General features: G+C 33.2%; 14 protein-coding genes. 10 read left to right on the top strand and 4 right to left on the bottom strand.

Annotated features, from left to right (window positions below; translation table 11 throughout):
- Positions 1-482: 482 nt before the first annotated feature.
- From uvrC to CLV90_RS15685, 8 genes are all read left to right on the top strand, one after another.
- Positions 483-2,276 (top strand): excinuclease ABC subunit UvrC, encoded by a 1,794-nt coding sequence (gene uvrC / locus CLV90_RS15720; protein WP_133688468.1) that lies wholly within the window; start codon positions 483-485, stop codon positions 2,274-2,276.
- Complete coding sequence (locus tag CLV90_RS15715; RefSeq protein ID WP_133688467.1) at positions 2,254-4,545, top strand: patatin-like phospholipase family protein; 2,292 nt, start codon at positions 2,254-2,256, stop codon at positions 4,543-4,545. Before uvrC ends, CLV90_RS15715 begins: the two co-directional genes overlap by 23 nt.
- Positions 4,546-4,905: 360 nt before the next feature.
- A complete protein-coding gene (locus tag CLV90_RS15710; protein WP_133688466.1) occupies positions 4,906-5,685 on the top strand; it encodes a DUF3108 domain-containing protein in 780 nt (259 codons plus the stop codon).
- Positions 5,686-5,693: 8 nt separating this feature from the next.
- Positions 5,694-6,665: a tryptophan 2,3-dioxygenase family protein gene (locus tag CLV90_RS15705; protein WP_133688465.1), complete on the top strand. Its 972-nt coding sequence runs from the start codon at positions 5,694-5,696 to the stop codon at positions 6,663-6,665.
- The gene (locus CLV90_RS15700) at positions 6,665-7,942 is read left to right on the top strand and encodes a M23 family metallopeptidase (protein WP_133688464.1); all 1,278 of its coding nucleotides are present in this window, start codon (positions 6,665-6,667) and stop codon (positions 7,940-7,942) included. The genes CLV90_RS15705 and CLV90_RS15700 overlap by 1 nt, the downstream gene beginning before the upstream one ends.
- Positions 7,943-7,946: 4 nt before the next feature.
- Positions 7,947-9,584: a glucose-6-phosphate isomerase gene (gene pgi, locus CLV90_RS15695; RefSeq protein WP_133688463.1), complete on the top strand. Its 1,638-nt coding sequence runs from the start codon at positions 7,947-7,949 to the stop codon at positions 9,582-9,584.
- 172 nt (positions 9,585-9,756) lie between these two features.
- On the top strand, positions 9,757-12,438 hold the full coding sequence (locus CLV90_RS15690; RefSeq protein WP_133688462.1) for a TonB-dependent receptor: 2,682 nt from the start codon (positions 9,757-9,759) through the stop codon (positions 12,436-12,438).
- A 92-nt stretch (positions 12,439-12,530) separates the two neighbouring features.
- Positions 12,531-12,971: a hypothetical protein gene (locus CLV90_RS15685; protein WP_133688461.1), complete on the top strand. Its 441-nt coding sequence runs from the start codon at positions 12,531-12,533 to the stop codon at positions 12,969-12,971.
- A gap of 57 nt (positions 12,972-13,028) precedes the next feature.
- Here CLV90_RS15685 and CLV90_RS15680 read toward each other — a convergent pair whose 3' ends face one another.
- Positions 13,029-14,069, bottom strand: a complete 1,041-nt coding sequence (locus CLV90_RS15680) for an endonuclease/exonuclease/phosphatase family protein (protein ID WP_133688460.1) — start codon at positions 14,067-14,069, stop codon at positions 13,029-13,031.
- A gap of 107 nt (positions 14,070-14,176) precedes the next feature.
- On the opposite strand from CLV90_RS15680, the gene CLV90_RS15675 reads away from it, so the two are divergent.
- Both CLV90_RS15675 and CLV90_RS15670 read left to right on the top strand, forming a co-directional pair.
- Entirely contained in the window at positions 14,177-14,740 is a 564-nt protein-coding gene (locus CLV90_RS15675; RefSeq protein WP_133688459.1) for a carboxypeptidase-like regulatory domain-containing protein, read from the top strand.
- Between the two features lie 36 nt (positions 14,741-14,776).
- The gene (locus CLV90_RS15670; RefSeq protein ID WP_133688458.1) at positions 14,777-16,489 is read left to right on the top strand and encodes a recombinase family protein; all 1,713 of its coding nucleotides are present in this window, start codon (positions 14,777-14,779) and stop codon (positions 16,487-16,489) included.
- 426 nt (positions 16,490-16,915) lie between these two features.
- Here the strand turns inward: CLV90_RS15670 and CLV90_RS15660 are convergent, their stop codons facing one another.
- The 3 genes from CLV90_RS15660 to CLV90_RS15650 all read right to left on the bottom strand — a co-directional run bounded on the left by CLV90_RS15660 (position 16,916) and on the right by CLV90_RS15650 (position 20,429).
- Positions 16,916-17,638 carry a hypothetical protein gene (locus tag CLV90_RS15660; RefSeq protein ID WP_133688457.1) on the bottom strand — a complete coding sequence of 241 codons (723 nt, stop codon included), beginning with the start codon at positions 17,636-17,638 and terminating at the stop codon, positions 16,916-16,918.
- 17 nt (positions 17,639-17,655) lie between these two features.
- Positions 17,656-18,192 (bottom strand): hypothetical protein, encoded by a 537-nt coding sequence (locus CLV90_RS15655; RefSeq protein WP_133688456.1) that lies wholly within the window; start codon positions 18,190-18,192, stop codon positions 17,656-17,658.
- A gap of 950 nt (positions 18,193-19,142) precedes the next feature.
- Entirely contained in the window at positions 19,143-20,429 is a 1,287-nt protein-coding gene (locus CLV90_RS15650; RefSeq protein ID WP_133688455.1) for a DUF4238 domain-containing protein, read from the bottom strand.
- Between the last annotated feature and the right edge of the window lie 183 nt (positions 20,430-20,612).

Here is a 20,612-nt window from a genome sequence, read left to right as displayed (position 1 = left end):
CATTTTATCGCAATGATATTTCGAATTATTCTTTACCTGCAACAGCAAAAAATACCTTAAAAAATAACATTAAAATAAGGTAGGTTCCTAAAGTGATGATATAACTATCCATAATATTCTTTTTTGTAAATGAGCCAATAATTGTTGTTGTTGAGTTAAAAATAGGTAAAATAATTAATATAACATCTTTGAAATGCACTTTTTTCTCGGTGAAATGCACTTTTTTATTAAAAAATTAACAATTTCATTCATATAACGAAACATACAAATAATTAATTACCTGAAAATCAAAGATTTAAATATATGATTATTATTTATAATTAGTAATCAAATAATATGAATAACAAAATATTATCTAGATGATAAATTATTATCCATTAAAATATAATATTCATAATTAGTCCAAAATTATGGTCAATAACATTAACGCTCGTGGTGTAAGACGAAATGGCATTTATAGACTAAATTAGTAGTGTTGAATTATGACAGAAATACCATTAAATATACAGCTTAGTGCATTACCTACCGGTCCGGGGGTATATCAGTTTTATGACAGTAATGAAAGTATACTATATGTAGGTAAAGCAAAAAATTTAAAGAAAAGAGTATCATCCTACTTTAATAAGAATCATGAGTACGGTAAAACCCGTGTTTTGGTTAAAAAAATTAGGTCTATAAAACATATTGTGGTGCCAACAGAGTCAGATGCCCTGCTGTTGGAGAATAACCTAATCAAGGAATTAAGACCTCGCTACAATGTATTACTGAAAGATGACAAATCTTATCCTTGGTTGTGTTTGAAAAATGAACGGTTTCCAAGGTTTTTTCCGACGAGAAGAGTTATTAAAGATGGGTCAGAATATTTTGGTCCGTATACCAGTATGAAAACGGTGCGAGTGCTTTTAGATTTAATTAAAAGTGTTTATCCGTTACGAACGTGCAACTATGACTTATCCGCAGAAAAAATAAATGCAGGTAAGTACAAAGTGTGTTTAGAATATCATTTGGGCAATTGTAAAGGTCCGTGCGAGGGGTTTCAGTCGCTTACAGAATATGATCGTCAAATAGATGATATTAGACAAATTGTAAAAGGCAATTTTAAATCATCGATCACCTATTTTAAAGGTCAGATGAAAGCTCTGGCAGATGAAATGAGGTTTGAAGAAGCACAAAAGATTAAAGATAAAATAGACGTTTTAGAGAACTACCAGGTGAAGACAACAATTGTCAATCCTAAAATTAGTAATGTAGATGTATTCAGTATAATTTCTGATAATGCCTTTGCTTATGTAAACTTTCTGCAATTGGCACATGGCTCAATTATTAGGTCTCACACTATGGAGATTAAAAAGAAGCTAGAAGAGCAAGATGAAGATTTGCTTGAGTTGGCTATAGTAGAAATAAGAGAGCGATTTAAATCAGACTCAAAAGAATTATATGTACCTTTTAATATTGCGGTATCACCAGGTATAAAAGTGACCATACCTAAGTTAGGGGATAAAAAACGAATATTAGACTTATCTGAGCGTAATGCCAAATTCTTTAGGCAAGAACGTTTTAATCAAATTAAAATCATTGATCCTGATCGCCATACAAATAGAATTATGGCACAGATGAAAAAAGATATCAGATTATCTGCCGAACCTAAACATATTGAGTGTTTTGATAACAGTAATATACAAGGCAGCAACCCTGTAGCTGCTTGTGTGGTGTTTAAAGATGGTAAGCCATCAAAGAAAGAATACCGACATTATAATATAAAAACGGTTACCGGACCAGATGACTTTGCTTCAATGGAAGAGGTGGTATATCGTAGATATAAAAGATTGCAAGAAGAAATGCAGCCATTGCCGCAGTTAATTGTCATTGATGGTGGTAAGGGTCAATTGTCATCGGCGTTAAAAAGTTTAGATTTATTGGGTTTAAGAGGTAAAATCGCTATTATAGGTATTGCAAAACGTTTAGAGGAAATATATTTTCCAGAAGACCCAATACCTTTATATTTAGATAAAAAGTCTGAGAGCCTTAAAATAATTCAATATTTAAGAAATGAGGCCCATAGATTCGGTATTACATTTCATAGAAATAAAAGAAGCAAAGGGGCCATTAATTCTGAATTGGAAGGTATAGATGGTGTTGGTGAAAAGACAGCCCAACAATTGCTTAAGAAATTTAAATCGGTAAAGCGTATAAAAGAAGCTTCTGTAGATAGTCTAAGTCAAGAGGTGGGTGCGTCAAAAGCAAAAAAGATATATGACTCTTTTCGTAAAGAATAATATCCGTAGAATACCAATGGTCTTAGCGGTACTTTTATTAAGCGCCAGTTCTTTGATTGCTCAAAACAATGAAGAAAATAAGAAACCAAAAATAGGTCTAGTGTTAAGTGGTGGCGGGGCAAAAGGCATGGCGCATATAGGTGCGTTAAAAATTATAGAAGAAGCGGGTGTTGAGATCGATTATATCGGTGGTTCTAGCATGGGTGCCATTGTTGGGGCGTTATATGCTGCGGGTTATACAGCTAATGAGTTAGACTCTATATTCAAGGCAACCAATATTGGGTCTTTAATTCAAGATAATTTACCAAGAAGTGCTAAAACTTTTTATGAAAAAGAAGATTCTGAACGGTATGCGTTAACATTGCCGTTTAAGAATTTTAAGGTAACAGTGCCGCCTGCATTTTCTGGTGGGCAGAATATATATAATGAGTTTGTTCGATTGCTGTACCACGTAAAAGATATTGATGATTTTAATAAACTACCTACCCCATTTGTTTGTATAGCTACCGATATAGAAACAGGCAAACAGGTCATTTTAAATTCTGGATATTTGCCAGAGGCAATTTTAGCCAGCGGAACCTTGCCTTCTCTTTTTGAACCTACAATCATCAACGATAAAGTGTTGATAGATGGTGGCGTGGTCAATAATTACCCGATAGATGAAGTTAGGGAAATGGGTGCAGATATTATAATTGGTGTAGATGTACAGCATGATCTATCTGATAGGGAAGCCTTATTATCGGCGACAGAAATTTTATTACAAATAAATAATTATCGCACGGTAGCAGACATGCAGATAAAATCTAAAAAGACCGACATCTACATTAAGCCAAAAATTGAGCAGTATTCGGTAATAGATTTTAATAGGTTGGGCGAGATTGTTAAAACGGGTGAAGATGCCGCAAATTTGAAGATAGACGAGTTAAGGCAGCTATCGACCGATTATAAGAAAGGCAAAAATGCAATTTCAGTTGTTGAGGGTGAAAAACAATTAATAGTAAATAGATTGTTGATTGATGGTAATACGGTGCATACTAGAGGTTATGTAAAAGGTAAGCTACGTTTTAATTTAGATGAGCCAACGAATTTTAAAAAGCTTCAACAAGGAATCAGTAATTTATCTGCTACAGGCAATTTTAGAACCATCAAGTATAAGCTGCTAGATAATATAAATGGAGGGGAAGATTTAATATTACCGTTAGATGAAATTAAAAACACCTCTTTTCTAAGATTGGGAGCCCATTTCGATGATTTATATAAAAGCGCGGCACTTATAAACCTCACAAAAAGAAGAATACTCTCAAAAGATGATGTCGCTTCTTTTGATTTTATTTTAGGCGATAATATTAGATATAATTTTGAATATTACATAGATAAAGGTAGCTATTGGAGTTTTGGGATAAATTCTAGATTCAATGATTTTGAGCAAGAAATAAATTTTGATTTAATTCAAGATAATTTTGAAGTTGGTACAGGAACGACACTTAATAGAATTAATTTAAATGTATCTGACTTTACAAATCAGTTATATATACAAACCGTAGTAAAAGAAGAGTTTGCATTTACACTTGGTGCAGAGTTTAAACATTTACAATATAGTACTAGAACATTTGCAGATACGCCTAATAGTACAACTCCAGGTACTACAGCTAGTAATGGTAGAACATATTTTGATAGAAGTAATTTTATTAGCGCTTATGGCGCGCTTAAATTAGATACATACGATGACAAGTATTTTCCTTCAAGGGGTCTATATTTTAATGGCGATATGCATTATTACGTGTTGTCATCTGATTTTAACAACAATTTTAAAGATTTTTCTGTCTCTAAAGCTCGTTTGGGTATGGCAATGCCTTTAATGGATAAGCTATCTATAAATATAGAAACAGAAGGTGGTTTTAAATTGGGCACCTCAAATGTAACTTCGTTCGATTTTCTTCTTGGCGGTTATGGTACTGATTTTATAAATAATTTTGTTCCATTTGTTGGGTATGACTTTATTAGTTTACCAGGCAACAGTTTCGTAAAAGCTTATGCCAGGTTAGATTTTGAATTTGCCAAAAAGAACCATGCTTTATTCACGGCAAATTTTGCAAATGTTGATGATGATCTTTTTAGAACCGGCGATTGGTTTAAGGCGCCAACATATTCAGGTTACGGTATTGGGTATGGTTTAGAGTCATTTTTAGGTCCGATTAACTTAATGTATTCTTGGACCCCTGAAATAGAGAAATCACAATTCTTTGTAAGTGTAGGTTACTGGTTTTAATACCTAAAGGTTATCATTATTAGTAATAAATAATGCTTTAGGTGAATCGATAATTCTTAATAGATTCCCAATTATTAATAAGAAGTGTGAATAACTGTTAAGGTTATCATTAAAGTAAGTTAAACAGTACTGTTGGTAGAATAATGTGCCTTAAATTTACATCAGCTAAGGGGTGGTTCCCTTACAACTTTAAGTAGTGGTTTTTCATAATTTAAAGTTTGGTTGGTTATTTAGGAAAAGCCCAGTTTTTAAACTGGGCTTTTTTTATACAACAATACTTTGGAATAAATTTTGTTTAAGATATTGTAATGAAAGTGATAGAGAATTATCTATGACTATTTTTACATTAAAATACGGACTATGAAAAAACTATTTTTATTCGCCCTTATCTTAACATATTTTGGTGTCCAAGGTCAAAGTTCTCAGTCTGCCTTTAAGACAGGAGAATGGTTGAAGTTTAGAATGCATTATGGTTTTTTAAATGCGAGTTATGCCACACTACAAGTTAATTCTGCAACTATAGGTGACAAGGCTGTTTATCATGTAGTAGGTCATGGCGAAACAACTGGTGTAGCTAGTTGGTTTTTTAAGGTAGATGATACATATGAAAGCTATTTTGATAAGCAAGATGGTAAACCTTATAGGTTCGTGCGTAAAATTGATGAAGGCGGTTATACCAAAGATGTTGAAATAAACTTTGATCATAAAACTTCTAAAGCAGAACTTAATGATAAGAAAAACAAGAAAAAGCTTAATTTTACATTAGAGAACAATATACAGGATTTAATATCCGCTTTTTATTTTTTGAGGAACAACTATAAAATGGAAGACCTTGAAATTGGGAAAGCGATTAACCTGAAAATGCTTTATGACGATGATGGTATTTTTGACTTTAAACTTAAATATTTAGGTATAGAAGTTTTGAATACAAAGTATGGTAAAGTGGAATGCTTAAAATTTAGGCCCTTGGTACAATCAGGGCGTGTATTTAAAGAGCAAGAAAGTTTATCTTTATGGGTTTCGAACGACGACAATCGAATTCCTATAAGAATTAAAGCAGATTTAGCGGTGGGTGCTATAAAAGCAGATATTGATGGGTATAATGGTCTTAAGCATCAGTTTAAAATTATAATGGATTAGACCAGAAGATGGAAGATAAAGAGAAGATCAAATCCCAAATCTCTAAACTAGAAGAAAAATATAAAGATTCAGGGCAAGATCTAAGCTCATATTTAGATGGCTTATTGCACCAACGTTATCTGACCTATTGGGACTATATTCATCTAGATACCTTATTAAGTCTCCAAGTTCCAAGAACACATTTTCCTGATGAAGAGATTTTCATCATGTACCATCAAATTACAGAGTTGTATTTTAAGCTTATTTTGCACGAGCAAAAACAACTGGTAGATGATAAAAGTGACAACCTAGCCTTTTTTATTGAAAAAGTTAGAAGAATAAATAGCTATTATACCGTTCTAATATCTTCATTTAGTGTGATGATAAAAGGTATGGAGCGCGAGCAATTTTTGCAATATCGAATGGCTTTGTTACCTGCAAGCGGTTTTCAGTCGGCACAATTTAGAATGATCGAGTTATATGCTACGCCTTTAGAAAACTTGGTACATATTACAGAAAGGGCTCAGTTTTCATCAGAATCTACAATCGAAGAATTATACGAACATATCTATTGGAAAAGAGGTGCTACAGATAAAGATACAGGCGAAAAAACCTTGACCTTAAAGCAGTTCGAGTATCGGTATACACCAAGGCTCATAAGAATAGCAAAACAGGTAGAGAACGCCACAATATATCATAAATACTTAAGTTTACCCAAAGAGCAGAGACAAGATAAAACTTTGGTTGAATCATTGAAAACTTTGGATATAAATGCCAACATTAATTGGCAATTAATGCACATGGGTTCTGCCCATAGGTATTTAAGAAGAGACACTGGTGATATAGAAGCTACAGGAGGTACAAATTGGAAAGAGTATTTACCGCCAAGCTTTCAGAAAATTGTATTTTTTCCAGAATTGTATACAGAGCAAGAATTAAATAATTGGGGTAAGCAATGGGTAGACCATATGTTGAATCCAGATAAATCAAGAGTAGAATAATGCAGAAGTATTGGGGAATATTATTGGCATTAACAGTCATTGCATCATGCAATGACGCCGATAATAAGAAGAAAGATGTAGCTCAAAATGTTGAGGTTGTTGAAGTGCCAGAAGTCAATGAGAGATTTGGTTTTAATTTAGACGAATTCAATGTTAAGTTAGATACTATTAAATATGGCGATAGTTTTGGCGAATTAATGCAGAAGAATAAAGTAGACTATCCGAAGGTTCTGGCTATTTCAGAGAACTTCAAAGATAGTTTTGACGTTCGTAAAATTCGCGTGGGTAAGCCGTACACCATTTTACAATCTAAAGATACTACGGCACAAGCTCAGGTATTTATTTATGAGAACGATCCAATTAACTACACAGTTGTAGATTTGCGCGATGGTGTAAATGTCTATAGAGATAAGAACAAGGTTAAATTTGTTCAACGAGAAGTTTCTGGTGTTATAAAATCTAGTCTGTCAGAAGCGATATTAGAACAGGGCGTAGATTATAATGTTACGCATAATCTAGCAAACGTTTATGCATGGACTATCGATTTTTCTAGATTACAAAAAAACGATAAGTTTAAGATTATCTACAATGAAAAATATATAAACGATACGGTTTATGCAGGGGCAGAACCAATAGAAGCAGCCTATTTTAAACATAACGGAAAACCTATTTATGCCTTCGCTTACGAAAATGATTCTTTAAGGAGTTTGGTAGATTATTTTGATGAAGATGCCAATAATCTAAGAAGGACATTTTTAAGAATGCCAGTAGAATATGGTAGGTTATCTTCTAGGTACAATCTGAAAAGAAGAATAAAATACTACGGTTATAAATTACGCCCACATAAAGGTACTGATTATGCAGCACCTATTGGAACGCCAATTATGGCTACTGCCGATGGTACGGTAGAAGAATCTACAAGAAGAGGTGGTAATGGTAAATATGTTAAGATTAGACATAATGGCACGTATTCTACCCAATATTTACATATGAAGGCGCAGAATGTAAAAAAAGGTCAATTTGTAAGGCAGGGTGATGTAATAGGATGGATTGGAATGACAGGTAATACAGGGGGGCCTCATGTATGCTATCGCTTTTGGAAAAATGGAAAGCAAGTTGATCCATTACGAGAAGAGCTTCCGCAGGCAGAACCTTTGGCAGATTCACTTAAAGAAGCATATTTCGCATATATCTCCACATATAAAGAACAGTTAGATTGCATTATATATCCTGAGGTCTTATTAGAGGAAGACGAAGATTTACTAACACTTAATTAAGAAAATGGCACTAAATAAAATAAACCCACAGCAAACTAATATTTGGAAGAAATTAACGGCTCATTACGAAGAAACAAAAGGTACGCACCTAAGAAGTTTGTTTTCTTCGGATGCAAAAAGAGCTGAAAAATTCACCTTAAAGTGGAATGATTTTTTGTTCGATTATTCAAAAAATAGAATATCAGAAGATACAATGCAGATGTTGCTTGAATTGGCTGATGAGGTAAATTTAAAGGGAGCTATAAAAGATTATTTTGGTGGCGATCTAATCAACGAAACAGAAGGTAGAGCTGTTTTACATACAGCGCTTCGTGCTAAAAAAGACGATGTTGTTTTAGTTGATGGTGAAAATGTAATGCCAGAGATATATGAGGTAAAAGAGCATATTAAAGAATATACCAGCTCAGTAATTAATGGCGAGCTAAAAGGATATACCGGTAAGGCATTTACCGATGTAGTAAATATAGGTATTGGTGGTTCAGATCTAGGTCCGGCAATGGTGACCGAAGCTTTAAAATTTTATAAGAATCAATTATCTATTCATTTTGTAAGTAATGTAGATGGTGATCATGTTCATGAAATCTTAAAAACATTAAATCCAGAGACAACCTTGTTCGTTGTAGTATCTAAAACTTTTACAACTCAAGAAACATTAAGTAATGCGACCACAATTAAAAAATGGTTTTTAAAGCATGGTACGCAAGAAGATATTGCAAAGCACTTTGCTGCGGTATCAACTAATAGCGAAAAAATTGCTGAATTCGGTATTGACGCCGCAAATGTATTCCCGATGTGGGACTGGGTAGGTGGTAGATTCTCATTATGGAGTGCAGTAGGTTTAACAATTGCCTTGGCAGTTGGTTATGATAACTTTGATGCCATGTTACAGGGTGCCAACGAAGCCGATATACATTTTAAGGGAACTGAATTTTCAGAGAACATTCCAGTTGTTATGGCACTGATAAGTGTATGGTATAATAACTTTTATGGTGCAGAGACAGAGGCCATCATTCCTTATGCACAATATTTAAGTAGATTTTCTGCCTACTTACAACAAGGTATAATGGAAAGTAATGGTAAAAGTGTAGATAGAGCTGGCAATAAAGTTGGTTATGAAACAGGAACTATTATTTGGGGAGAGCCAGGTACAAATTCGCAACATGCATTTTTTCAATTGATACATCAGGGTACAAAATTAATACCCACAGATTTCATAGGTTTTAAGCATTCTTTACATGGCGATAAGGGTCACCATAATAAATTGATGGCAAATTATTTTGCACAGACCGAAGCCTTAATGAATGGTAAAACTAAAGAAGAGGTAGTTGCCGAATTAAAGACTAAAAATTTATCTGAAGCAGAAATTAATAAGCTTGCACCTTTTAAGGTATTTACTGGCAACAAGCCGACTAATACCATTTTAATAGATAAGCTCACTCCGAAAAGTTTGGGGTCTCTAATCGCGTTGTACGAGCATAAAATATTTGTACAAGGAGTAATTTGGAACATATTTAGCTATGATCAATGGGGTGTAGAGTTAGGTAAGCAGCTTGCTGGTACCATACTTGATGATATTAACAATTCAGAAATTTCCGATCACGATAGCTCTACGATGAGACTTTTGCAATATTTTAAGAAATAATTATAAATACGATAAAGTTCATCACAAAAGGATAACTATTTCATTTTCACTTTAATTGTGTTAGGTTTTTAGGTATTTTTACTTTGCTGATTTAACGTTCTCTTAACGTTGGAGGTATAAAAATAAATGACTTTTGCAGCAAGTTAAAAAAACTAACAAATACTCGAAGAAAATGAAAAAAATGTATTTTGCATTAGCGGCATTTTTAATGACCGTAACTGCTTTTTCACAAGGACCAATTACTGGTACTGTACTAGATGGAGATACAAATTCTCCTTTGCCAGGTGCTACAGTAATGGTAAAAGGTACTTCAAATGGTACTTCATCTGATTTTGATGGAAATTTTACAATTAACACAAGTTCTGCATCTGGAACTTTAGTAGTTTCTTACATCGGTTTTAATTCAAAACAAATTGCTTTTACTTCTTCAGGAAATATTGGTTCTATTGTTTTAGAGCCAAATGCTGAAGAATTAGAAGGTGTTGTTGTAGTTGGTAGAGGTCTTATTGACCTTGCTAGCGATAGACAAACACCGATAGCAGTATCTTCTATTCCTGTTGAAATCATTCAAGAGAAAATTGGTACTCAAGATATTACAATGACAATGGTAAACACTCCATCTGTTTATGTATCTGGTCAAGCAGGAGGTTTTGGAGATTCTGACATTAGAGTTCGTGGTTTTGAGCAAGACAACACGGCATTCCTTTTAAACGGTCAGCCGATTAACGGTATGGAAGATGGTAAAATGTACTGGTCTAACTGGTCTGGTTTGAATGATATTTCTAGTGGAGTTCAAATTCAACGTGGTTTGGGTTCTTCTAAATTGGCAATTTCATCTGTTGGTGGTACAGTTAACTTTGTAACCAAAGCAACAGAAATGAATGCAGGTGGTTTTGCTTACGCAACAGTTGCTAATGATAACTACATTAAAACAACTGCAGGTTATAATACTGGTGTTTCTGAAAAAGGTTGGGGTTTAAGTGTCATGCTTTCTCACTGGCAAGGAGATGGCTACAATGAAGGAAACTTCGGTGAAGGTCAAACATATTTCATTTCTGCAGGTTATAGACCAAACGAAAAGCACGGATTTAACTTTTTAATTACCGGTGCTCCACAATTTCATGATCAAAACTTTACAAAATCTATTTCTAGTTATTTAGAAAATGGTTTAAGGTATAATAATAACTGGGGTACATATAACGGTCAGTACTTAACTGAAAGAAGAAATTTTTATCATAAACCAGTTGCTAACTTAAACTGGGATTGGACTATAAGTGATAAGTCTAATCTTTCTACAGTATTATATGCCTCTTGGGGTAATGGTGGTGGTACAGGTAACTTAGGTAACCGTATCAGAACCGCTGATGGTCGTATAGATTATGATGCTATTTATGCTCAAAATGCTGCAGTAACTGATGGTGCAGGGGTTAATTTTGGTTCTGAACCAGCTTACATTACAAGATCATCTATGAACTTGCATAGCTGGTATGGTTTAATTACCAATTATGAAACTAAAATTACAGACGAACTTTCTTGGAACGTTGGTTTTGATTTAAGAACATACTATGGTAAGCACTTTAGAGTTGCTTCTAATTTACACGGTTTAAATTCGTTCACCGATAATATCCGTTTAAGAGACCAAAACAATGATCACCAAACTTACGGTAGTTTTGGTACATATAAGTTTGCTACTGCAACAGAAACATTTAGACCTTCTGGCTGGGAAGCTGCATTTGATTCGTACCCATTAGATCAAAAAATTGGTTACAATAATGAAGAGCGTATTTCTTATGGTGGTTTATTTACTCAGTTAGAATATGCAACTGATAATTTGTCTGCCTTTTTCCAGGGTTCTGTATCTAATCAATATCATCAAAGATTTGACTATTACCAATATGCAGATCAGTCATTGATTGACGGTACTTCTAGCCAATCAACTGGTGTTGATCTGCCTGCAGGTATAACTCCTGGTACCGATTCTGAAAAAGTAGATAACTTAGGTTATAATGCAAAAGCTGGTTTTAGCTATAAAGCCTCTGACGCTCATGCTTTTTATGTTAACACGGGTTACTATAACCGCCAACCTTATCATGATAATATTTACTTGAATTTTACAAATCAAGTGAATCCTTTAACTGAAAACGAAAAGATATTTGGTTTAGAGGCAGGTTATGGTTTTAAAAGCTCAATTTTCTCAGCAAACTTAAACTTATATAGAACTTCTTGGAAAGATAGAGTAGTTTCTAGCTCTAATATAGTTGACGATGTACTTCAATTTACTACTAACTTTGGTACAGAGCAATTGCACTCTGGTGTTGAATTGGATTTTAAATTAAAGCCAGCAACTGACCTTTCATTTAATGGTTTTCTATCTGTAGGTGATTGGCAATATAAAGGTGAGGCCGTACAACAAATAACAGATGAAAATAGAAATGTTATTAGCTTTGAAAATGAAGATTTCGATGGCGGTAAAGTTGGTGGTGCTGCACAATTATCAGGTGGTTTAGGTCTTGTTTATAAAATCAACCAAAACTTTTCATTTGATTCAGACTGGAGATATTATGACAACTTATATTCTGATGTAGGTGCAGTTAAAGAAAATTTAAAATTACCTTCTTACAACTTATTAGATGCTGGTATTACTTTTAGAGTTCCATTAGGTGCCGATAAATTAAAGCAATTGAAAATAAGGGGTAATATTAATAACGTACTTGATACTGAGTATCTTTCAACATTAACTACTGCTAATTTTGCAGAAGCTGGTGATGAAACTTATGATGGTATCGCTGTGTCTAACCAAGGTTATTTTGGTTGGGGTAGAACTTGGAACGTTACTTTGCGTTACGAATTCTAGTACAAGAATTTAAATAAATAAAAACCCTGACTGTAAAGTCAGGGTTTTTTTATGCTTAAAATTCAGTACATTTAAAACTTAAAATTAGAACTATGTACGAAACTATTCACATGCTACATTCATACTTGGCTTATATAGCATTGGCTGTATTAATCTTAGCGGTTATTAATGCTATTTCAGGACTTGTAGGCAACCGAATCTTTAATATGGGTAAAGATCTTAGATTAAGCCTTTTTGCGCTTATTTTATGCCATATTCAATTATTGGTAGGGTTAATTTTATACTTTGTTTCTCCAAATGGATTAAGCGCAATACAAGAGTTCGGTATGGGTGGTTTAACATCTGCCGCACGTTTATTGGCAGTAGAGCATCCTTTCATTAACATACTGGCAATTGTATCAATAACCATTGGTTGGTCAAGACATAAGAAGTTTGTTGACGGAGCTAAAAAATTCAAAAGCATTGCTATTTTCTACACTATAGGTTTACTTCTTATTCTAAGTAGAATTCCTTGGGGACAATGGTTTAATTAAGATTGTAGAATCTAGAAAATTATAAAGAACCTAATGCATTAGTATTAGGTTCTTTTTTTATGGCTGAACTTTTTTAATGAGGTGCAGATATACAGGAAAGTGGTCGCTGTAACCACCAATATAACTTCCGCCTGCGTAAGTCCGTAATGGATATCCTTTATATTTTCCTTTTGGGTCCATTAAGTATTCAGGAGTAAATATGCCCACTTTCCAATAACGATAACCTTCTCGCTCGGTATCTATAAGGGAAGATGTCATATATAGTTGGTCGAACAAATTCCACTTATCTCGGTAAGCTAAAGAACCTCTTCCTTTTTTGTAAAGCTTTTCCATTGGTCCGTAGAGGCTTAAGGAGTCCAAATTCTTAGAGTTTTTTTCAACCTTCAATATTTTTTTAAAACTCGGGTCTATAGGGTCATCATTAAAATCGCCCATACTTATAATCTTGGCATTGGCGTCTTGTCTTTGAACAGAATCTATAATACGTTTATTTAGTTTGGCAGCTTCTAATCTAAATGGTCGGCTTCTTGCTTCGCCACCACTTCTAGAAGGCCAATGGTTGACCACAAAGTATATCTTTTCGTTATCTAATAAGCCCTCTACTATGAGTTGATCTCTGGTATAATCTCGTTTTCCATCAAGGTTAAAAAGTAGTAATCTATGACTATTGAAATTAACAGGTACAAAGGCGCTTTTCTTATAAAGTAGCGCAACGTCAATGCCACGTTCATCAGGAGATTCGAAATGTACAATTCCGTAATTGAACTTCGCTAAGTTCTTATGATGTACTAAATCTTCAAGTACACCTAAGTTTTCTACTTCGCAAACTCCTACAATATCTGGTGCTGTTTTATTATCGGTAGATCCAATTTCAGAAATGACCTTTGACATATTTTCCAGTTTGTTCAGGTAGCGTTCTTCTGTCCATTTGTCTTTTCCTTCGGGAGTTCTATCATCATCAAAAATTAATGTATCGTTTTTAGTATCAAATAGGTTCTCAAGATTATAAAAAGCAACGGTTCTAATTTGGTAAGTATCAGATTTTTGGGCACATATGAGTAATGGGGAAAAGAAGCAAATAAGAAGTAGTAATCGCATTATCGAGGGTATTTTGTCTTAATTATAAGCGAGTATACGGAAATTTCACGTTAATTATTTCTTAAATAGTATCTTATTGGCCCATTAGTAAAGCCTTAAGATATAGAATGATTAAGCATACCCTATTTTTAGTACTATTTTTTAAAATATGTTTCATAAATGCTCAAAATGCAACGACCATTTCTGGGATAATAAAAGAAAGGGTTAAAAGTGAGGTAATTACCAATGCACAAGTAGTCTTAGAAGGAGAATCTACACCGATAACTACTAATGAATTAGGAGAATTCAAATTAATTACTTCAAATAAAGGAGAATTTATACTTCAAATTTCTACTCCTGATTACGATATAAAAAGAATTCCCGTATTTCTTGATGACAATACTATTGACTTAGGTGTCATTTTTCTGGAAAGAGATGTGACTGTAGAAAAATCTATAAATCTCATTAATATTTCCGATGATGAGTTGTTGGATGATGAGATAAATTCTAATGCACTCGCTTTACTACAATCAACGAGAGATATTTTTCTAAATAGGGCGGCTTTTGATTTTGGTCAGGCATTTTTTAGGGTAAGAGGTTATGATTCTCAATATGGTGAAGTGCACCTAAACGGATTGCCGATGAATAAAATGTATGACGGCAGACCACAGTGGAATAATTGGAGTTATTAGCATGAATTATGTAACTTTATATTTCACACTTATTTTATGTTAGCAATATACATCAGAAAGAGCAGGGAAAGGGCAAAAGAAAAAAGTATCAAAGAACAACGATTGCTTGGGCAAGAGTTTGCCGTTGAGAACCAAATGGAATATAAATTTTATGATGAGGGAATAATTAGTGGACAAAAATCCGAGGAAGATAGACCCAAATTTTCCGAATTACTTAAAGATATTCGTAGCAAAAAGATAAATGGGGTTTATATATGGGATAGTTCACGATTAGCTCGAAATGAAATAGCGTGGCATACATTTGCAGACCTTCTCAAGAATACTGGTACTTTATTGTACGATAATGGAGTAGAAACAGATTTTAAAGATGAAAACACTTATTTATTCTATACTATTAAAGCAGGAATGGATGCACACTTTGCTAGGTTAACAGCGAAGAAAATCAAAACTGTACTAAGACGTAATGCAATAGAGGGTATCCCACATGGTATCGCACCTTTCGGTTATACCAAAGATGAAAATGGGAAATGGAAAATTCACGAAGAAAAAGCTAAAACGGTATTACTAATATTTGAATTATATCAACAAGGATATGGCTATATACGAATAGCTAATCATCTTAATGAATTAGGTATAGCTACACGGTATGAAATAATCTGGACTCCAGCCACCATACGTTATATGATTTATAACAAGACCTATTCTGGTAGAGCAAAGCACAATGAATTAGAATTAAAAGTACCAGCCATTATTGATAAGGATATCCATGATAAGTTGATTGATGATATAGGGAAGAGATATAAAAAACCAGGTAGTAAATCGAAAAAGTTTATTCTTAATGAAGTTTTATTTTGCGCTAAATGTGGATCAAGGTATACTGTTTCACAAAGGCATAGGCATTCGTATTATAGATGTTTAAGCGAAGTTAATAGAGGGGTGCCAAAATGCGGAAGCAAGGCCGTTAGAGCTTGGGCAATAGATAAGCTTGTTTTTGAGGAAATATTACTTGGACAAGAGCTTTATGAACTAGCCAAAAAAACATATGAAGCAGGGGGAAACGAAAATCAAAAAAATGCACTTAAAACGAAACAGACATACCATTTAAACAGGCAAGAGCAGTTTACGAAGGAAACCAGGCGAAACTATCAATTATTTGTTACTGGGGGAGATATGGAATTGTATAACCAGGAGAAAAAAAGAATAGATAAAGATGCTTATAAGACTGATGAAATCCTAAAGGAAATTGCTCTTGAATTAGAAAAGGTTGAAAATAGCAATAGGGTACTTCTTGAGCTTAAAGATGACTTTAAATTTAATTTGTTCGAACGGTATGTGGATTTGTCTGACCCATATAAAAAGGAGTATTTTGATAAGAGTATGAAGGACCTTGTTAATGAAAGGATATTTAATGAGAATAAACAATCCATTATCAAATTCGTAAGTTTTGAAGAAAAGGTTTCAATGGTCAAAAAGTATATTAAAAAGATAACAGTGAATTATCCAGAAATACCTCTTAAAATTAAAGTGGAGTTTAATATTCCTTTGGACCCGATGGAAATAATTGTGGAATCCAGATACTATGGTGCACTAGATTTAGAAACAAAAAAGGAATATATTTTAAAGGACTTTGGGAAACAACCATTGAAAATATATCATAGGATGAAAACTGAATTTAGCAAGTTTTCAGATGTAGAAACTTTTGATATTGATTTAATAAAAAAACCATTCGGATTTTTAAATAATAATTAATCAATTACTGATTTTATAAATTATCTAATCCTCCCATCCGCATAACGTCCTACCGACTCTTTTAGCTTCATTTAGCTCTAACTGGTAAACTTGGGTGGAGCAGTTGGATAAACCCCTGCAGGACTTACTATAATGGTATTTCTTGCTATACTTTCCCTTACAGATATAAACACTGGATACTTCTGATGGTGTATGTGATGAGAACAAGAGTAATAGAAGCAAAATGCCCAATACTCTGGAATATTTGGATAAGCTATGTCCGATTACACTATTCATTTGTAAATAACGAATCCACAAAGCTTTTAGTACAAAGCTTATTATCATGGAAGAATTACTGGACTCGTTTTAATGGGCCATCAAAAGTTAACTAACATATTCTGAGCCGACAAGTAAAAAGCCCCGTAAAAGGACTCATATCAATCCGTTCTATGGGCGCTCATGAGCTTGTGCAACGGTTAAGTTATTATGTGGTGTTTTTTCATAACTTTCAATAATTTCAGATTCCTTTAAGTTCACAAATCCATTTTTAAAAAGAACAATTCTTTCGTTTTGAATAAGGGTTTGATTATCTGATTGAAAATCAATTTTTATTTCTCTATGTTGAACTGAATCTAGTTCATGAGCATGAGGAAGTAGATATCGAGTATCAGCTTCTCCTTTAATGTATTGTCCATTTTTGGTATTCCAAATCATCGTGAAATGTCCAAGTATTTCATTGGAACCAATTATAGGCATCCAAGATTCATACGACGGTGCTACACCAATGAGTTTCGAAGGTATAGAAGTAGTTCCCGTTATTTTAAAATTAGCAAATAAATTTTTTCCTGATTTTGAAATTTTATAATCAGTTTTGAGATTTCCAAACTCGCCTAAATCTAAAGTTCTACAAGCTTCATATGTTCCATAAGATTTATGAAATGGATTAAATGCTCCTTTTAAACAATAACTCATGGACGGCTGTCCAGTTAATAGGACATACACTAATAAACCAAGGTCAAAGCCTTCTGGAACTGAGTTTAAAGCACTTACTTTTGCTTTGATATCTCCAACTCCAAAGCAACCAATACTTTCACCAGATAATTCAGCACTGTGGCCATTTATTAGTAATTGAATTCGATGTTTTACTTTAATTTCATTTTGTCTATTCATGTTATATAATTTAGTTATTATAATACCTTATTTGCAATTAATGTTGAATTATTACTGAAGTACCTTCTTGCTTTATTCGGATGTAGTTTATCCCTATTTAAAATAAATTCACCACATACAGGAATATGTTTAACATTGATTGTAGAAAATACGCCTGAAGTAATTTTAAAATCAGATTGTAGTGGTATATTTAGTACTAGATATATTTTTTCGATTTTTTTACTATTTTCCGTTAGTTGAATATAAGCTAGTGCTCCTGAACTTTTCAAGATTCGACCACTATAAGAAAGTCCAGTTGTTGAATCTCTAGGCATTTTTACCTTAATTATACCTCTTATAGATTTGGTGAAAATTATTTCTTTTTCTCTAATTGATTTTACGTCAAGTACACTTGAATGATAGAAAAAAAAATGTCCATTTAAAGCAGGATTAGTTATATATAGTTTTATTACTTTCACTAAATAACGAAAGAACACTGGTGATAATGCTATAAAAAATCCAGCTAAGACATTTATCCAATCTATCTGCTCTAAAATTAAATTGATTTTTTCCATAATTTAACTCAAATACCACAAAACGGTCTCGTATGGGAATAGTAGCGGATTAAAATGCACTAGCTTTTCGGTTACACGAAGACCTTTTTTATATTTACTTACTTTTATAACAGACTAAACCTCAATTATGTTTATACATTTTTTGTATCCAGTCTGGTCATCTATAACTTTAACAATATAAGGATTTATTAAGAGGATTTAGTCCCTTATGAGCAGGAGTAACGTCTGGAAGCATTAGTATGTCGTAATGGTGGTAACCGTGAGGTTATATCAGAAGAAAGAGAAACTACAAAATTCGATGCCGACGAACAGGAACCGTATACAAAAGCATATTTATTTGGGTAAGCAAGCACATTTTTGTAACGTTCTAAAATTACAAAAAGTCAAGTGTGTAGATACGGCGTTTATTGAGGGAAAGAAGATTTCTAAGCAGGGAAGGTCTCCAAAGTTACGAGTAGCTAAATGGGGAAGTCAGCAGAAGTCATAGACTTAAAAGAAATGAGCTAGGGTAGCACGCCTAGAGGTCTCACAAGTAAGGAAGGACTGAGCGTAATTCTCTTCAAAATTTGCATTGGAGCACTAGTGGTAGCCTATGCCTAAATTAGAAGATAGTGACAAGAGTGAAAAGAGCTTTGGTTTGAAGATTTACGAACCGCCGTATATGAGATCCGTATGTACGGTGGTGTGAGAGGCGCACCGTGGGCTTTACCGCTTACGGCCGAATAATCGATTGTACACTGGCTTTTCTTCCGCAAACTTGTTAGGGTTGGCGTGAAAGCTTTTTTTAATGTGTGAGGCACGAGCAAAATGAAATGTACTTGACTGTGTGGTTGGCTTTTTTAGAGCTTGTGTACAATGGTCTGACTATGAACAGTACTGGAGCAAACCTTAGCGTTTAAAGCCTAAGCCCGTTTTGTTTATAGGTTGTTTTGGCAACTGGTTTTATTCATTTAAAGTTTGAATTTCAATTCTATAGGTGCAATTATTAATTCATTAGAAGTTTCAATAATTTCATTTCGAATTAAATTATTATATTCTTCTTCTGACATAACATCAATAATTTTATAAATACCTCGGTTTTTCAATTTATTCAAAATTATATTTGAATTTTCGGAACCTTTAAAACGAAAATATGCTAAGTATTTTGGAGATAACGGGAAATAGACTTCTGTATCCTTATTAAATAATCCATATTTTCCTTCTATTTGATTTGGTATAAAATTAACTGGTGTGTCGGAAGTAAAAAACTCTTTATTAGCAGGTGCTTCAAGAATTATAAGTTCAAGTCTATTTAAATGATATAAAATATAATTAAGAAAAAGTATCAATACTTTATTGAGTTTACTATTTGTTATTTTACCTTCACTAATGTGCTTATAAAAGCTTTTTTCTTTTAATTTTTGTAAATCTTCATATGACTTAGATAATACGCTAATAGTGATTTCTAGAAATGTACTCTTATGTTCACTTTCTAAAATTTTTCTAACAAAGTTTCTCCAATAATCAGACCTGACCATCATATTTGGGGTGAATTGAACTATGATTTCCCAACATTTATCTATGACTTTATCATTATCGTCTAAATCCTTCAACATCTCGTGATATAGGTTTTCTAAATCACAATTTATAGATTCAAACATTCTAGGAAATCTATCATCTTCACTTACAATATCAAATACATTGGTTTCTGCGGTAAAACTTCCAATGCTTTTTTGCCTTGTGAATTTTTCACCTTTTTTTATTATGGATACCATCCATTGTTCCTTATATAAATACCCAAATTCTTTTAAGTAAACCTGTGGAAGTTTATGTTGGTTTTGATTTGGAGGATGTTTGATAACCGTAAAATCATCAAATAATTTTTGGATATCTTCAACAGTCGTTGTGATTTTTTGTGCGTTATTTTTCTTTATTAGATTTAAAGCTAAATTCATTTTGACTTTGTCTATTGGGGTAACGAATTTTATTGTTATTGATTTGAGTTTATGATTTGTTAGTTCAATATCATAATCTCCTCCAAGTTTTATTTTATTTATCTGATTGTATCGAAGGTTTTGTAATTCTTTTCTAATAGGAAAGTAAATACTTTTGTTTGTTATTACGAGAGCTTCGTCTTCGCCTTGGAATATGAATAAGACGTTTTCTTTTTGAGAAATAGCTTCAAGATTTTTATCTATCCATTCTACTTCTGCTTGAGAAATATTGGTGTCCTTCCTTTGGTATAGATTATAGTCCATTTAACTTGTTGCCAACGTAAGAATATATATTTATTATATATGGAACTAAGATAAAAGATTATTTAGATAAGCTGAATTAACGAATCCTCTTAAATACCTTCCGTTTAGAAACAGAGGTCTAATGTTTTTCGTGAAATATCCGTTTGCAGACATTTACCAAAAATAGACCAAGCCCTTATCGTG

The organism is Maribacter spongiicola (assembly GCF_004364165.1).
GTDB classification, from domain to species: Bacteria; Bacteroidota; Bacteroidia; order Flavobacteriales; family Flavobacteriaceae; genus Maribacter; species Maribacter spongiicola.
This window is presented reverse-complemented; position numbering and strand designations above follow the sequence as displayed.

What these genes read in the sequence shown, in the direction of transcription:
- uvrC (WP_133688468.1), top strand. Translation starts at nt 483, where the DNA reads ATGACAGAAATACCATTAAATATACAGCTTAGTGCATTACCTACCGGT.
- CLV90_RS15715 (WP_133688467.1), top strand. Translation starts at nt 2,254, where the DNA reads ATGACTCTTTTCGTAAAGAATAATATCCGTAGAATACCAATGGTCTTA.
- CLV90_RS15710 (WP_133688466.1), top strand. Translation starts at nt 4,906, where the DNA reads ATGAAAAAACTATTTTTATTCGCCCTTATCTTAACATATTTTGGTGTC.
- CLV90_RS15705 (WP_133688465.1), top strand. Translation starts at nt 5,694, where the DNA reads ATGGAAGATAAAGAGAAGATCAAATCCCAAATCTCTAAACTAGAAGAA.
- CLV90_RS15700 (WP_133688464.1), top strand. Translation starts at nt 6,665, where the DNA reads ATGCAGAAGTATTGGGGAATATTATTGGCATTAACAGTCATTGCATCA.
- pgi (WP_133688463.1), top strand. Translation starts at nt 7,947, where the DNA reads ATGGCACTAAATAAAATAAACCCACAGCAAACTAATATTTGGAAGAAA.
- CLV90_RS15690 (WP_133688462.1), top strand. Translation starts at nt 9,757, where the DNA reads ATGAAAAAAATGTATTTTGCATTAGCGGCATTTTTAATGACCGTAACT.
- CLV90_RS15685 (WP_133688461.1), top strand. Translation starts at nt 12,531, where the DNA reads ATGTACGAAACTATTCACATGCTACATTCATACTTGGCTTATATAGCA.
- CLV90_RS15680 (WP_133688460.1), bottom strand. Translation starts at nt 14,069, where the DNA reads ATGCGATTACTACTTCTTATTTGCTTCTTTTCCCCATTACTCATATGT.
- CLV90_RS15675 (WP_133688459.1), top strand. Translation starts at nt 14,177, where the DNA reads ATGATTAAGCATACCCTATTTTTAGTACTATTTTTTAAAATATGTTTC.
- CLV90_RS15670 (WP_133688458.1), top strand. Translation starts at nt 14,777, where the DNA reads ATGTTAGCAATATACATCAGAAAGAGCAGGGAAAGGGCAAAAGAAAAA.
- CLV90_RS15660 (WP_133688457.1), bottom strand. Translation starts at nt 17,638, where the DNA reads ATGAATAGACAAAATGAAATTAAAGTAAAACATCGAATTCAATTACTA.
- CLV90_RS15655 (WP_133688456.1), bottom strand. Translation starts at nt 18,192, where the DNA reads ATGGAAAAAATCAATTTAATTTTAGAGCAGATAGATTGGATAAATGTC.
- CLV90_RS15650 (WP_133688455.1), bottom strand. Translation starts at nt 20,429, where the DNA reads ATGGACTATAATCTATACCAAAGGAAGGACACCAATATTTCTCAAGCA.